Source organism: Actinomycetospora sp. CA-084318 (assembly GCF_050955885.1).
GTDB lineage: Bacteria > Actinomycetota > Actinomycetes > Mycobacteriales > Pseudonocardiaceae > Actinomycetospora.
The window spans coordinates 5,417,995-5,431,872 of sequence record NZ_CP192098.1 but is presented as its reverse complement, the minus strand read 5'-3'; the positions used below and the strand labels follow the sequence as shown (position 1 = coordinate 5,431,872).

At 75.2% G+C, this 13,878-nt stretch carries 13 protein-coding genes; 5 read left to right on the top strand and 8 right to left on the bottom strand.

Annotated features, from left to right (window positions below; translation table 11 throughout):
• Position 1: 1 nt before the first annotated feature.
• The gene (locus tag ACQPYX_RS26465) at positions 2-1,882 is read right to left on the bottom strand and encodes an acetoacetate--CoA ligase (protein ID WP_433803808.1); all 1,881 of its coding nucleotides are present in this window, start codon (positions 1,880-1,882) and stop codon (positions 2-4) included.
• Between the two features lie 118 nt (positions 1,883-2,000).
• On the opposite strand from ACQPYX_RS26465, the gene ACQPYX_RS26460 reads away from it, so the two are divergent.
• Both ACQPYX_RS26460 and ACQPYX_RS26455 read left to right on the top strand, forming a co-directional pair.
• Positions 2,001-2,588: a TetR/AcrR family transcriptional regulator gene (locus ACQPYX_RS26460; protein WP_433800285.1), complete on the top strand. Its 588-nt coding sequence runs from the start codon at positions 2,001-2,003 to the stop codon at positions 2,586-2,588.
• A gap of 107 nt (positions 2,589-2,695) precedes the next feature.
• The gene (locus ACQPYX_RS26455; RefSeq protein ID WP_433800283.1) at positions 2,696-3,430 is read left to right on the top strand and encodes an SDR family NAD(P)-dependent oxidoreductase; all 735 of its coding nucleotides are present in this window, start codon (positions 2,696-2,698) and stop codon (positions 3,428-3,430) included.
• Between the two features lie 6 nt (positions 3,431-3,436).
• Here the strand turns inward: ACQPYX_RS26455 and ACQPYX_RS26450 are convergent, their stop codons facing one another.
• Positions 3,437-4,474, bottom strand: a complete 1,038-nt coding sequence (locus ACQPYX_RS26450; protein ID WP_433800282.1) for an LLM class flavin-dependent oxidoreductase — start codon at positions 4,472-4,474, stop codon at positions 3,437-3,439.
• Positions 4,475-4,579: 105 nt separating this feature from the next.
• On the opposite strand from ACQPYX_RS26450, the gene ACQPYX_RS26445 reads away from it, so the two are divergent.
• Together ACQPYX_RS26445 and ACQPYX_RS26440 are read left to right on the top strand one after the other, a co-directional pair.
• Positions 4,580-5,152, top strand: a complete 573-nt coding sequence (locus ACQPYX_RS26445) for a TetR/AcrR family transcriptional regulator (RefSeq protein WP_433800281.1) — start codon at positions 4,580-4,582, stop codon at positions 5,150-5,152.
• Positions 5,153-5,239: 87 nt separating this feature from the next.
• Positions 5,240-6,550 (top strand): hypothetical protein, encoded by a 1,311-nt coding sequence (locus ACQPYX_RS26440; protein WP_433800279.1) that lies wholly within the window; start codon positions 5,240-5,242, stop codon positions 6,548-6,550.
• 51 nt (positions 6,551-6,601) lie between these two features.
• Here the strand turns inward: ACQPYX_RS26440 and pth are convergent, their stop codons facing one another.
• From pth to ACQPYX_RS26415, 5 genes are all read right to left on the bottom strand, one after another.
• Positions 6,602-7,189, bottom strand: a complete 588-nt coding sequence (pth, locus tag ACQPYX_RS26435; protein ID WP_433800277.1) for an aminoacyl-tRNA hydrolase — start codon at positions 7,187-7,189, stop codon at positions 6,602-6,604.
• Complete coding sequence (locus ACQPYX_RS26430) at positions 7,189-7,884, bottom strand: 50S ribosomal protein L25/general stress protein Ctc (protein ID WP_433800275.1); 696 nt, start codon at positions 7,882-7,884, stop codon at positions 7,189-7,191. Before ACQPYX_RS26430 ends, pth begins: the two co-directional genes overlap by 1 nt.
• Positions 7,885-8,027: 143 nt before the next feature.
• Positions 8,028-9,008 carry a ribose-phosphate diphosphokinase gene (locus ACQPYX_RS26425; RefSeq protein WP_433800274.1) on the bottom strand — a complete coding sequence of 327 codons (981 nt, stop codon included), beginning with the start codon at positions 9,006-9,008 and terminating at the stop codon, positions 8,028-8,030.
• 2 nt (positions 9,009-9,010) lie between these two features.
• On the bottom strand, positions 9,011-10,507 hold the full coding sequence (gene glmU / locus ACQPYX_RS26420; RefSeq protein WP_433800272.1) for a bifunctional UDP-N-acetylglucosamine diphosphorylase/glucosamine-1-phosphate N-acetyltransferase GlmU: 1,497 nt from the start codon (positions 10,505-10,507) through the stop codon (positions 9,011-9,013).
• Between the two features lie 174 nt (positions 10,508-10,681).
• The gene (locus ACQPYX_RS26415; RefSeq protein WP_433800271.1) at positions 10,682-12,472 is read right to left on the bottom strand and encodes a diguanylate cyclase domain-containing protein; all 1,791 of its coding nucleotides are present in this window, start codon (positions 12,470-12,472) and stop codon (positions 10,682-10,684) included.
• A gap of 148 nt (positions 12,473-12,620) precedes the next feature.
• Here ACQPYX_RS26415 and ACQPYX_RS26410 point away from each other — a divergent pair, with 148 nt between their 5' ends.
• The gene (locus tag ACQPYX_RS26410; protein WP_433800269.1) at positions 12,621-13,337 is read left to right on the top strand and encodes a hypothetical protein; all 717 of its coding nucleotides are present in this window, start codon (positions 12,621-12,623) and stop codon (positions 13,335-13,337) included.
• Between the two features lie 16 nt (positions 13,338-13,353).
• Here the strand turns inward: ACQPYX_RS26410 and ACQPYX_RS26405 are convergent, their stop codons facing one another.
• Complete coding sequence (locus ACQPYX_RS26405) at positions 13,354-13,821, bottom strand: ATP-binding protein (RefSeq protein ID WP_433800267.1); 468 nt, start codon at positions 13,819-13,821, stop codon at positions 13,354-13,356.
• Positions 13,822-13,878: the final 57 nt, after the last annotated feature.

The window sequence follows — 13,878 nt, the reverse complement described above, 5'->3', positions numbered from 1 at the left end:
CTCACCGGGCCCGGTAGGCCTCCCGGTACGCCGGGAGTGCGTCCGCGCCCCGCACCGCGTCGGCGCTGATCACCTCGTCGACCGGCCGTCCGCGGAGCACCTGCTTCACCGGCCGTTCGAGCTTCTTGCCGGTGAGGGTGCGCGGCACGGCCGGGACGGCGGCGACGAGGTCGGGCACGTGCCGGGGCGAGAGGTTGCGCCGCAGCCCGGTCGCGATCCGGCCGCGCAGGTCGTCGTCGAGCTCGGCGCCGTCGGCGAGGGCGACGAACAGCAGCAGCTCACCCGGCCCGCCGGCGTCGTCCTCGAGGTGGACCACCAGCGAGTCCTCGATCTCGGCCATGTCCTCGACGACGTCGTAGAACTCGGCGGTGCCCAGCCGCACGCCACCCCGGTTCAGGGTCGCGTCGGACCGGCCCGTGATCACACAGCTGCCGCGGTCGGTGAACCGCACCCAGTCGCCGTGTCGCCAGATGCCGGGCCAGGTGTCGAAGTAGGCCTCGCGGTAGCGCTCGCCGTCGGGGTCGTTCCAGAAGCTCACCGGCATCGAGGGCATCGGCGCGCGGACGACGAGCTCCCCCAGCTGCTCGACGACGGCGTGGCCCTGGTCGTCGAAGGCGGCGACGTCGTGCCCGACGCTCGCGCCCGCCATCTCGCCGCGGTACACCGGCTGCCAGGAGCCGCCCCCGACGAAGCCGGTGCACACGTCGGTGCCGCCGCTGAAGGGGTTGAGGACGAGGTCGGGCCCCAGGTGCTCGTAGACCCAGTCGAACGCCTCGGCGGGGAGCGGCGCGCCGGTGGTGCCGATCTGGCGCAGCTCCGGCCACCGGGGCGGGACGACCTCGGCCCTCCGGCACGACATCAGGTAGCCGGGGCTGGTGCCGAACAGGGTCACGCGCTCGTCGGCGGCGAGCCGCCACTGGGCCTCGAGATCGGGGTGCAGCGGGTTGCCGTCGAGCAGCACGATCGTGCCGCGGTGCAGCAGCACCGAGATCGTGATGTTCCACATCGCCCAGGCGGTGGTGGTGAACCACAGCGTCCGGTCGCCCGGGTGGATGTCGAAGTGCAGCCCGAACAGCCGCAGGTGCTCGAGCAGGATGCCGCCGTGGCCGTGCACGATCGCCTTCGGCAGCCCGGTGGTGCCCGAGGAGAACAGCACGTAGAGCGGGTGGTCGAAGGCGACCGGCTCGAACGCGAGCTCTCCCGGCCCGGCGAGCAGCTCGTCCCAGGTCATGGCGTCGGGGACCGGGTGCGACCCGTAGTCCAGGCCGATCGTGTGCCGCACGCTCGGCATCCCCTCGCGGATGCGGGCGAGCTCGTCGCGCTGGTCGATCTCCTTGGCGCCGTAGCGGTAGGAGGCGACGGCGAGCAGCACCGTGGGTTCGAGCTGTCCGAGCCGGTCGACGACGCTGCGGGCGCCGAACTCGGGCGCGCACGCCGCCCAGATCGCGCCGAGACTCGCCGCGGCCAGGAACACGACGATCGTCTCGGGCACGTGCGGCAGGTAGCCGACGACGCGGTCGCCCGTTCCGACGCCGAGCCGCTGCAGGCCGGCCCGCGCCCGGGCCACCTGGTCGCGGAGCTCGCCGAACGTCAGCTCGCGTCGGTCCCGGGTCTGGGAGTGGGCGACGATCGCCGTGCGGTCGGTGTCCTCGTCGGTGCCGAGCATGTGCTCCGCGTAGTTCAGCTGCGACCCCGGGAACCACTCGGCGCCGGGCATCGTCGACGACCCGAGCACCCGCTCGTAGGTGCCGCGCACGCCGTGGAAGTCCCAGATCGAGCCCCAGAACGCCTCGGGCTCGGCCACCGACCAGCGCCACAGTGCGGCGTAGTCGTCGAACTCGAGCCCCCGCTCCGAGGCCAGGTGCCGGAGGTAGGCACCCATCCCGGTGCCCTCCAGCGGGCCGGGCGGGCGGAGCAGGGTGGGGCCGGCCGGATCGCTCACGATCACCCATGATGCCGTGACGGGGGCCACACGGCGAGGGGCGGGTTAGCCTGCGAGCGTGCCCCGCCCGCGTCAGTTCGACGAGGACCGGGTGCTCTCCGCCGTCCGGACGGCGTTCTGGGATCACGGGTACGCGGGCACGTCCCTGGAGACGCTGCTCGCGGCCAGCGGGCTCGGCAAGGGCAGCCTCTACGGGGCGTTCGGCGACAAGCACCGGCTGTTCCTGCGGATCCTGCGGGACTACGACGAGGCCAACGACCGCATGCTGCGGGACCGGCTGGCGCACGCGGAGCGGGGCGTGGACGTGCTCCGGGACTTCGTGCTCGGCGCGGTGGGCGATCCCGCCGGCGAGCACGCCCGCCGCGGCTGCCTGCTGGCCAACTCCGCCGTGGAGCTCTCCGCGACCGCGCCGGACGTCGCGGCCGAGGCCCGCCGCAGCTACACGGCGACCACGGCCGTCCTGGCCGACGCGGTGCGGCGCGCGCAGTTCGAGGGCGACGTGGCCCGGGACGCCGATCCCGACGAGGTCGCGCGGACGGTCCTCGCCGGCCAGCTCGGGCTGGTCGTGCTCGGTCGGATCGGCGAGGACCCGGGGGTGCTCGCGACGCTCGCCGGGGCGTTGCTCGACCGGCTGCTGCCCGCCTGAGCCCTCGCCCGCCGGGGTGACGACCGGCCCGGGCCACGTTCTTGACCGAACGGTCCAGATCGACGAGAGTTCTGGACCGAACGGTCAACAACGGGTGGAGGAGTGTCATGGCGGTGCTCGCGGGCAAGGTCGCGGTGGTGACCGGCGGGAACTCCGGGATCGGTCGGGCGATCGCGCAGGCCTACCGGGTCGAGGGTGCGCAGGTCGTCGTCACCGGCCGTCGTCAGGAGCAGCTCGACGAGGTCGAGGCCGAGCTCGGCCCGGAGGTCACCTCGGTGCGCTGCGACGTGGGGCGGCCCGCGGACCTCGACGCGCTCTACGCGACGGTCGCCGAGCGGTTCGGCCGGATCGACGTCCTCGTCGCGAACGCGGGGATCGCGATCGCCGCGCCGCTCGGGGAGATCACCGAGGAGCAGGTGGACGCGATGTTCACCACCAACGTCAAGGGCACGCTGTTCACCGTGCAGAAGGCGTTGCCGCTGCTCGCCGACGGGGCCTCGATCATCCTGACCGGCTCGACGGCCGCGCACCGGCCCGAACCGGTCCTCCCCGTGTACGGGGCGACGAAGGCCGCGATCCGCAACCTCGCCCGGGGGTTCGCGCACGGCGCCGGGAAGGGCCGGTACCGCGTCAACGTGCTCTCGCCCGGGGCCACCCGGACCCCGGGCCTGCTCGACCTGCTCCCCGCCGACGCCCTGGCGGCCGCCGGGACGAGCACCCCGCTCGGACGGCTCGGCGCCCCGGACGAGATCGCCGCGGCCGCGGTCTTCCTCGCCTCCGACGCCTCGAGCTTCGTCAACGGCTCCGAGCTCGCCGCCGACGGCGGGTACGCGCAGGTCTGACCGGGGTCAGCCGGCCGCGGCCGCGAGCGCCGGCTCGCTGTGGTCCGAGTGCTCGCCGCCCGGGGCGAGGAGCTCCAGCGTCCGCTGCTGGTGCGCCTCCTCCGTGGCGACGTTCACGACGATGAGCTCGTCGGCCTGCACCTCGGCGGCGAGCGCGTCGAGGCCGGCGACCACGTCGGGCCCGGTTCCGACGAGAGTGCGGCGCAGCATGCCGAGCACCTGCCGGCCCTGGGGGTGGTCGCGGAGCACGGCGAGCTGCTCGTCGGTGAGCTCCCGGCCGCGGCCCAGGATGGAGCGCAGCCACTCCAGCTCGGTCCTGCGGTACTGCTCGGTCGCGGTGTCGGGGTCGTCGGCCGCGATCACGTTGGCCGCCGCGATGAAGTGCGGCGCCGCGTCCGGGCCGGCGAGGGGGCCCGCTGGGTCGAACCGGTCGCGGTAGGTGCGGGCCGCCACCTCGAGGTCGTCGGGGGCGAAGTGGGAGGCGAACGCGTAGGGCAGGCCCAGGTGCGCGGCGAGCTGTGCGCCGTAGAGCGATGAGCCGAGGACGTAGAGCGGCACCCCGGAGCTGCGGTGCGGATAGGCGTGCACGCCCGGGATCCGCGTGTCGCCCCGCAGGTAGCCGTCGAGCTCGACGATGTCCGAGGGGAAGTGCTCGGAGGCGCGGGCGTCGCGTCGCAGGGCCTGCATGGTGGCGCCGTCGGTGCCGGGTGCGCGCCCGAGCCCGAGGTCGATGCGCCCCGGGAACAGGGTCTCGAGCAGGCCGAACTGCTCGGCGATCACGAGCGGGGAGTGGTTGGGCAGCATGATCCCGCCGGACCCGACGCGCACGTTCGTGGTGTGGGCGGCGATGTGCTGGATGTAGAGCGAGGTCGCCGAGGAGGCGAGGCCGGGCATGTTGTGGTGCTCGGAGATCCAGATCCGGCGGTACCCGAGACCGTCCGCGGTCTGCGCGAGGCGCACGCTGCGCGCGATGCCGTCGGCCGCGGTCTCGGTCGGCTTCACCCGCGCCAGGTCCAGGAGGGACAGCGGGACGGACGTGGGCATGGCGGGTCCTCTCGTGCTCCTGACGGAACTCTCCGGCGCCCCGCCCCGAGCGGAGGCAGCCTCCGGTCAGCGTACACGGAGGCCGCCTCCGCTAAGCTCCTGAGCGTGAGCGTCGACCGGCCCATGCGCGCGGACGCCCGGCGGAACCGGGATCTGCTGGTCGCGGTCGCCCGGGCGCACGTGCGGACGCACGGGGTGACGACGTCACTGGAGGCCATCGCGCGCGACGCCGGCGTCGGTCCGGGGACGTTGTACCGGCACTTCCCCGACCGCGAGAGCCTGCTCGCCGAGGTCCTGCAGGTCGAGAGCGACGAGCTCGCGCAGGCCCGTGACCGGGTGGCCCACGAGGTCGACCCCGCGCGGCGACTGGACGCCTGGCTCGCCGAGGTGGAGCGGCACATGGCGACCTACCGCGGCCTGTCCGGCCCGCTCGTCGGGGCCCTCGACGGTGCGGCCACCCCGCTCGGCCTCGCCTGCCAGGAGATGGTCGCGACCACCGAACGGTTCCTGGCCGAGGCCCGCCAGGCCGGGGCGGTCCGCGCCGAGGTCACCGCCCACGACCTCGTGGGCTGCGCGGCCATGCTGGCCTGGCTCGCCTCGACCGGCCCCGCGGGCGCCCGCCAGGCCGACGGGGCCCGGGGCATCCTCCGGCACGGTTGGTGCGCTCCGCGCACGTGAGCAGAAAGGGGGGTGATAGCCCCACTTTCTGCTCACCTGGCCGGAGGCCGACGGGGAGGCCCGGCCCGGTGCTGCCAGGCTGTGGCGGTGCCCCGCTGGTTCCGCCGCCGCACCTCCGACGACGACGCCGGAGCCGCTCCGTCGCCCCCCGCGCCGCACCGCGACCCCGCGCCGTTCACGGACCCCGAGCGCGACGCCCTCGCCGCGCACGGCTTCGCCCTGTTCGCGGGCCGGATCGTCCTCGACGCGGAGCCGCCCCTGCCGCCCGCGCGCCTCGACGAGATCGAACGGGCTTGCGCGGGCCCGCTCCCGACGGCGCTGCGGGAGCTGTGGTCCACCACGGCCGGCGGCCGCCTGGACTACGACCTCGACGCCCGCGTCGGCGACCACCTCGTGGCGCTGAGCTGGAACGAGCTCTTCTTCCGCGGCAGCGACGGCTACCGGGACCTCGACGGCTGGATGGCCCACGAGCTCGAGCTGGCCGAGGACGCCGCCCGCGAGCACGGGACCGAGCCGGTCACCCGGCTCGACGCACTCCCGATCGGCGGGTTCGAGTACCTCGACCGCATCTACGTCCGGACCGCGCCCGGCCCCACCGCGGGGCACGTCGACGCGTGGGTGCAGGGCCTCCCGCCCGGCTGGCCGCACGCCCTGCACGGCGACGCCGTGCTCCCGCTGGCCGACGACCTCCGCTCCGCCCTCGCCGACCTGCACCTCACCCACGACCCGCTCGACCCCGAGCGGAGGTACGGCGCCGGGAGCGATCTGCTCGACCGGCTCGAGCAGGCCCGGGCGGCCGGACTCGACCCGGCGCTCGCCGACCGGCTGCTGGCCCACTACCGCGAGGCCGTCGTCGACTGGCGGGCGCTGCTCGACGAGGGCCGGCTCGCCGAGGATACTCGCGCGGCCCGTCTCGCCCTGCGCCACGCCGTGACCACCGACGACGCGGCTCTCGTCGCCCGCCTGCACGAGGTCGGCGTCGACCTCGACGGCCCGCTCGCCGGGAGCGCCCGCGCGACCGACGTCGCCCTGACCCACGACGCCGGGGCCGCTCTCGCCGCGCTGCTCGACGTCGACGCCGCCGTCGCGCCCGACCTCCTCGACGGGATCCACGGCCCGATCTCCCCGGACCTCGTACGCCGCCTGCTCGCGCTCGGCGCCCGGCCGAGCGGGCAGGCCGTCACCCGCTGCATCGAGCACGGCGCGGATGCCTCGGCCGGGCTGCTGCTCGCCGCCCTCGGAGACCGGGCCGACGAGGCCGAGCAGCACCGGGCGCGCACGCTCGCCGACCTGGAGCGCACCGTCGCCGAGGTCCGGTCCGGCCGCGCGGGCCACTACCTGACCATCGACGAGCTCGAGACCCGGATCGAGCGCCTGCGGGGCGCTGCGCGCTCGTGAGCAGACAGGGGGGTCATCGCCCCACTTTCTGCTCACGTGGCCGGAGGCCACTCAGTGGAAGCGGTTCTGCGCCGGTTCCAGCCCCTCGGTCAGCAGCGCCTCGACGGCGTCCGCGGCGAGCTCGAGGGAGACGTCCAGCTCCTTGCGCTCGGTCGACGACCAGCGCTTGAGCACGAAGTCCGCCGGGTCCTGCCGCCCCGGCGGGCGGCCGATGCCGAAGCGCACCCGCAGGTAGTCCTTCGTGCCGAGCGACTTCGAGATCGACCGCAGACCGTTGTGCCCGCCCTCGCCGCCGCCGCGCTTCAGCCGGACGACACCGAAGTCCAGGTCGAGGTCGTCGTGGACCACGATCAGGTCCTCGGCGGGGACCGAGAAGAAGCGCAGGGCGTTCGTCACCGGGCCGCCGGAGAGGTTCATGTAGCCGCGCGGCTTGACCAGCACGGCCTTCCGACCCACGAGCCGCCCCTCGGCGACGTCGGAGCCGGACTTCCGGTGCGCGGAGAACCGGCCACCGACGCGCCCGGCGAGCACGTCGGCGACCGCGAACCCCACGTTGTGCCGGGTGCCCTCGTACTCGGCCCCCGGGTTGCCGAGCCCGGCGACGAGCACGGGACCCGCGCCCGTCGTCGGGAACGTCATCAGCTCTCGTCCGAGCTCTCGGCGTCGGAGGAGCCCTCGGCGTCGGCGTCGGAGTCGGAGGCGCTCTCCGAGTCCTCGGCGGCCTCGTCCTCGGGTGCGTCCTCCTCGACGCCGGCACCCTCGATGTCGAGCTCCTCCTCGAGCTCGTCCTCGGTCGGCGCCTCGGTGACGTTGACGACCAGGAGCTCGGGGTCGGAGAGCAGGGTGGCGCCGTCGGGCAGCCGGATCTCGCCCGCGAGGAACTGCGTGCCGATCTCCGCCTCGTCGATCACGACGGTGATCTCCTCGGGGATGTTCAGCGCGTCGGCCTCGATGGAGAGCGTGTCCTCGTTCTGGAAGACCAGCGTGCCGGCGGCGGCCTCGCCCAGCGTGACGACGCGGACGTCGACCTGGACCTTCTCGCCCCGCTTGATCGACACCAGGTCGACGTGCTCGATGAAGCCCTTGATGGGGTCCCGCACGACGCTCTTGGTGAGCGCGAGCTGCTCCTTGCCGACCCCGGTGACGGTGAGGACGGCGTTGCGGCCGTTCTCGCGCATCACGGCGGCGAACTCGACGGTGTCGAAGCTCAGGTGGACCGGGTCGGTGCCGCGCCCGTAGAGGACGGCGGGGACGCGGCCGGCGCGGCGGGTGCGGCGCGCGGCACCCTTGCCGAACTCGGTGCGGGACTCGGCGGCGATCTTGACGTCAGCCATGGCTGGTGGTGCTCCTGCGGTGGTGCGGACTCGGCGGACGACGCCGGGCACCACGGCGGGTCACGCCGGGATGCTCACCGCGTCGATCACGGCCGGTGGACCGGCCCTCGCCGAAGTGGATCGTCGCCGAGTCTACCGACCGCTCAGGCGTTGCCGTCGAACAGGTTGGTCACCGAGCCGTCCTCGAACACCTCGCGCACCGCGCGGGCGATGACGGGGGCGATCGAGAGCACCGTGAGCTGCGGGAACCGCTTCTCGTCCGGGATCGGCAGCGTGTTGGTGATGATGACCTCGCGGGCGCCGCAGGTCGAGAGGCGCTCGACCGCCGGCCCGGACAGCACGCCGTGCGTGGCGGCGATGACGACGTCCGACGCGCCGTCGGCGAGCAGGGCCTCGGTGGCCTTCGCGATCGTCCCGCCGGTGTCGATCATGTCGTCGACGAGGATGCAGCAGCGGCCCTGCACGTCCCCGACCACGCGGTTCGCGACGACCTCGTTCGGGCGCGTCTTGTCGCGGCTCTTGTGGATGAAGGCCAGCGGGACGCCGCCCATCGTGTCGGCCCACTTCTCGGCGACGCGCACGCGGCCGGAGTCCGGGGCGACGACGGCGAGGTCCTCGTCGGCGTACGCGTCGCGCAGGTGCTCGGCGAGCACCTTGTTCGCGAGCAGGTGGTCGACCGGCCCGTCGAAGAAGCCCTGGATCTGGTCGGTGTGCAGGTCGATCGTCATGATCCGGTGGGCGCCGGCGGTCTTGAGCAGGTCGGCCACCAGGCGCGCCGAGATGGGCTCGCGGCCGCGGTGCTTCTTGTCCTGCCGGGCGTAGCCGTAGAACGGCACGACGGCGGTGATCCGCTTGGCCGACGCCCGCTTCAGGGCGTCGATCATGATGAGCTGCTCCATGAGCCAGGTGTTGATCGGCGCGGTGTGGCTCTGGATGACGAAGGCGTCGGAGCCGCGCACGGACTCCTCGAAGCGGACGAAGATCTCGCCGTTGGCGAAGTCGTACGCGGCCTGCGGGGTGATGGTGACGTCGAGCTCCTTCGCGACCTCCTCGGCCAGCTCCGGATGGGCCCGCCCCGAGAAGAGCATGAGGTTCTTCTTCGGGGTCGTGGACACTGCGCTCACGTCTACTGCTCCTCCTGGTCACGGCGGTCGGGCGCCGATGCCGATCCGCCCGGTCCCCCCTCGGGTGACGACGCCCGGCCGGCGGCCTCCGCGGCCGCGGTGCCCGGTCGTCGTCGTTCCACCCAGCCCTCGATCGTCCGTTGCGGACCCGATGACACCGCGAGCGTGCCCGGGGGGACGTCCTCACGGACCACCGTGCCCGCTCCGGTGTAGGCGCCGTCCCCGATGGTGACGGGCGCCACGAACGTGTTGTCGCTGCCGGTCCGGACGTGGTCGCCCACCACGCTACGGTGCTTGGCCACCCCGTCGTAGTTGACGAAGACGCTCGAGGCGCCGATGTTGCTGCCCTCGCCGATCGTCGCGTCGCCGACGTAGGTCAGGTGCGGCACCTTCGAGCCCCGCCCGATGCTCGCGTTCTTGACCTCGACGAAGGTGCCGATCTTCCCGCGCTCGGCCAGCTCGACGCCGGGGCGCAGGTAGGCGAACGGACCGACGGAGGTCTCGGGGCCGACGACGGAGTTGCTGCCGTGGGTACGGACCACGGTGGCCCGCGCGCCGACGGCGACGTCGGTGAGCGTCGAGTCCGGGCCGACCGTGGCCCCCTCGCCGACGCTGGTGGTGCCGTGCAGCTGGGTTCCGGGGAGCAGGGTGACGTCCCGCTCGAGCCGGACGCCCACGTCGATCCAGGTGGACCGCGGGTCGATGACGGTGACCCCGGCGCGCATCGCCCGCTCGAGGACGCGGCGGTTGAGCTCCGCGCCGAGCGCGGCGAGCTGCACGCGGTCGTTCACCCCGGCCACCAGCCAGGGGTCGGACAGCTCCACCGCGCCGACGTCAAGGCCCTCGCGGTGCGCGACGGCCACCACGTCGGTGAGGTACAGCTCGCCCTGTGCGTTGTCGGTGCCCAGGCGCGCGAGCGCGCTGCGCAGCAGGCCGAGGTCGAAGGCGTAGACCCCCGAGTTCACCTCGGTGATGGCCAGTTCCTCCAGCGACGCGTCGGACTGCTCGACGATGGCGGTCACGCCGCCCTTCTCGTCGCGCACCACGCGGCCGTAGCCCGTGGGGTCGTCCATCTCGGCCGTCAGCAGCGTGACGGCGTTGCCCGCGTCGTCGTGCTCGGCGACCAACGCCCGCAGCGTCGCCGTGTCGAGCAGGGGGACGTCGCCGTAGGAGACGAGCACGGTGCCGGAGGCGGCGGCGGGCAGGGCGTCGACGCCGCAGGCGACCGCGTGCCCGGTGCCGCGCCGACGGTCCTGCACCGCCGTGCGGACCTCGCGGCCGAGCTCGGCGCCGACCTGCGCGCAGTGCGTCCCGACCTCCTCGCGGCCGTGGCCGACCACGACGACGAGGTGCTCGGGGGTGGTGCCCGCCGCGGCGTGCAGGGCGTGCCCGAGCAGGCTGCGACCGCCGACCGGGTGCAGCACCTTGGGGGTGGCCGACCGCATGCGGGTGCCCTCACCCGCGGCGAGGACGACGACCGCGGTGGGGCTCGGCGGCATCGGCTCTGCAGCTCCTGATCGGGTGGGGTGGTCGGCGGGGACGCCGTCGGGGCCGTCGCGGAGCACACGCACCGGCGCCCCGGAACTGGACCGATCCTCCCACCCCGGTCGGACGTGACCGGCCCCGGGGGGAGCGGCTCGGCCGCTCTCGCGGTCGGACTCCGCCGCGCTGCGTCATCCCCCGACGAGCAGGCCGCCGGCGGGGGTGTCGGTGCTCGCGTCGAGGACCACGGCGCCGCCGCCCGCCCGCTTGGCCTCGTACATCGCGCGGTCCGCCCGCGCGAGGAGCGTCCCCGGGGTCACTCCGGAGTGCGTGGTACCGGCGACGCCCACCGACAGCGAGACCCACGAGCCGTCGCCGACCGCCACCGCCGCGACCGCCGCCGCGGCCCGTTCCAGGGCGGCGCGCGCGTCGGTCTCCGAGCTGCCGGGCAGCACGGCCACGAACTCGTCGCCGCCGTAGCGCGCCACGAGGTCGTCCGCCCGCAGGCACCGGCGCAGGGTCTCCGCGACCAGCCGCAGCACCTCGTCGCCGCGGGCGTGCGAGACGCGGTCGTTGATCGTCTTGAACCGGTCGACGTCGACCATCGCGAGGGCGAGCGCCGACCCGCGGCTGGCGACCGTCGTGAGGTGGTCGGCCAGCGCGTCGTCCAGGGCCCGCCGGTTGGGCAGGCCGGTCAGTGGGTCGGTCCGGGCCTGTGCCGCGACCTCGCCGTGCTCCCGGCGCAACTGCTCGTGGGCGATGCGGGTCCGCAGCGAGAGCACCCGGGCCTGCTGCAACGTCCACAGCTCCCGCTCGAGGTCGGCGGTGTAGTCGCGCAGGGCGCGCCGTCCCGGGACCCCGCCGAGGTGCTCGGCCGTGACGTGGACCAGCTCCCGGCTCACGGCCAGCGCCAGGCCGGGTTCGCCGCGCGGGCGCCGGTCGCGGGCCGCGGCCAGGCACGTCGCGGCCTCGTCCGCGCGCCCGAGGGCCACCAGGGCGCGGGCCCGGGCGAGGACGACGAGGAGGTGGTCGCAGAGGCCGGCCGCGGGCTCGTCGTCGGCGCCCAGCGCCTCCAGGTCGGCGCGGGCCGTGCCGGTCACCTCGGCCGCGGACCGCCCGGGGGCGTCCGGTCGGCGGGCGAGCGAGACCAGGGCGCGCTGCGCCCGACGGTGGTCGGTCCCCAGCAGGGCGGGCTCGGCGTGCAGGGCGCCCGCGCGGTGGGCGGCCTCCTCCAGGTGCGCGGCGCCCTCCCGGCCCGCCCGCTGCAGCCGCAGCCCCCAGCCGGCGAGGACGCGGACGAGCTCGTGCTCGCTGCGGGCCGCGGCGAGCAGGTCCCCGTCGTCCTCGGCGATCACCCGCGCCCGGGCGAGGAGCGGCTGGGCGCTCTCGTGCAGGCCGAGCGTGGCCAGCGTGGAGGCGACGAGGCGGTAGGTGTCCTGCAGGTTGCCGCGGTGCTCGCGCTCGGAGGGGGCCCGGTCGACGGCGGCCTGCTCGTCGAGCCGGGTCAGGGCCCGGGTGGCCGCGGCGAGCGCCGACTCCTCGTCGTCGGCGAGCATCGCGCGGCGCGCGAGCAGCGCCTCGGCGTCGACGGCGAAGAGGGTCAGACCGTGCTCGGCGACGAGGGCGACGAGCTCGTCGAGCATCCGCTCGGCGCCGTCCGTGTCGACGGGCGGGCGCCCGGGGCGCGGACCGGTCCCGGCGCCCCGGACGGCGAGCAGGCCCGCGGCGGCCTCGCGCAGCAGGACCGCCCGGGTGGCGGGGTCCCGGGGCCGGGCTCGCCCGACGAGGTCGACGAGGGTGGCGAGGTCGGTCGCGGCATCGGGGTGGGGCACGCGGGCCGCGCGGGCGCCCGCCGCCCGGGCGTGGGCGAGCAGGCTGGCGCGTGGTGCGTCGTCGGCGTGGGCGAGGATCCCGTCGCGCAGGTCGTGGACCCGGGGCGTGGGGTCGTCACGGTGGGCACGGCCGTCACCCGGACGTTCCACGCGCCATCCCTCCGACGGACCCGGTGGAGACCCGGGCCACCCGCTGTCGATCACGGAGCGCGGACCTTTCGTCGCTCCGTGTCACGGGAATTGTGCACATGCGGACGCCCGGGGCGCAGCCCGGGTGGCTCCGCGTCGTTGGAGCGGTATGGCGCAGAGCGGAGCGGTGACCGGCGGCGGCGTGACGACCCCCCGACTCGTCTCCCCGGCCGGCCGGCGGGCGGTCCTCCCGGCGGTGGGTCTCGGGGTGCTCGTCGTGGGCGTGCTCGCGGTGCAGGTGGCCGGGACCTCGTCCGCGGGCCCCCTCGACCGCTCCCTCGCCGCCCTCGTGCCCATGCACCACGGGGTCCGCGCCGCGGTGGGAGAGGTCCTCGCCGCGCTCGGCGACCCCGTGCCGGTGGCGGTCCTGCTGGTGCTGCTGGCGGCGGTGGCCTGGTGGGGCCGCGGCGGTCGGGGGCTCGCCCTCGTGCTGGTGGCGCCGCCGGCGGCGATGGTGCTGACCTCGCTGGTGCTCAAGCCCATCGTCGGGCGGACCCGCGGGGGCGAGCTGGCGTTCCCGAGCGGTCACACCACGGCGGTGGCCTCGCTCGCCGCCGTCGCCGTGGTGCTCGTGCTCTCGGCCCCGACGCTCGCCCGCGCCCGCCGCGTCGCTGCCGTGGTGGCGCTCGGCCTGGGCGTGCTCGCGGTCGGGGTGAGCCTCGTCGGCCGTGACCTGCACGACCCCAGCGACGTGGTCGGCGCGCTCGCCGTGGTGCTCGCGGTCATCGGCCCCGCCGCCCTCGCGGTCGACGCGTTCGCCGACCTCGCCGCGGCCGAGCCCGAGTCCGACGCCGAGGTGACCCGCCGCCTGCCGGTGCTGCGCTGAGCCGCGGCCCGGCCGGTCACGCCTGGGCGGTCGACCGGTCGTTCGCCTCGTGCGGGAGGTGGCGGGAGAGCGTGACCACCGTGCCCGGCTCCGCGCGCTCGACCCGCGTCTCGGCGAGGCGCTCCATCATCTCCAGCCCGCGACCGCGGGACGAGGGGCCCGCCGGCGGGTCGCGCCAGCGACCCCGGTCGGTGACCACCACCGCGACGGTCCCGTCGTGCACCCGGGCACGCAGCGACATCGGGCCCGGGTCGAGGTCCGCGTAGGCGTGGTCGACGACGTTCTCCAGCGCCTCGCTCGCGGCGAGCACGAGATCGTCCGCCAGATCCTCGAGCTCGTCCCCGGTGGAGGTGGTCGGCGCGGACCGGACGACGTCGTCGAGCACCTCGCCGAGCCACCGGCGCAGGGCGCGCCGGAAGGCTCCGACCTGCGGCGGCGCGGCCTGGGCGGTCAGGTCGAGGTCGGGCGGGGCCTGCGGGGTCACGGAAGGGTCGGCTCCCCGGTGCGACGACTGAGACCTCCGCTACTACCCCCGTTCCCG

What these genes read in the sequence shown, in the direction of transcription:
- ACQPYX_RS26465 (WP_433803808.1), bottom strand. Translation starts at nt 1,882, where the DNA reads ATGGGTGCCTACCTCCGGCACCTGGCCTCGGAGCGGGGGCTCGAGTTC.
- ACQPYX_RS26455 (WP_433800283.1), top strand. Translation starts at nt 2,696, where the DNA reads ATGGCGGTGCTCGCGGGCAAGGTCGCGGTGGTGACCGGCGGGAACTCC.
- ACQPYX_RS26450 (WP_433800282.1), bottom strand. Translation starts at nt 4,474, where the DNA reads ATGCCCACGTCCGTCCCGCTGTCCCTCCTGGACCTGGCGCGGGTGAAG.
- pth (WP_433800277.1), bottom strand. Translation starts at nt 7,189, where the DNA reads ATGACGTTCCCGACGACGGGCGCGGGTCCCGTGCTCGTCGCCGGGCTC.
- ACQPYX_RS26430 (WP_433800275.1), bottom strand. Translation starts at nt 7,884, where the DNA reads ATGGCTGACGTCAAGATCGCCGCCGAGTCCCGCACCGAGTTCGGCAAG.
- glmU (WP_433800272.1), bottom strand. Translation starts at nt 10,507, where the DNA reads ATGCCGCCGAGCCCCACCGCGGTCGTCGTCCTCGCCGCGGGTGAGGGC.
- ACQPYX_RS26410 (WP_433800269.1), top strand. Translation starts at nt 12,621, where the DNA reads ATGGCGCAGAGCGGAGCGGTGACCGGCGGCGGCGTGACGACCCCCCGA.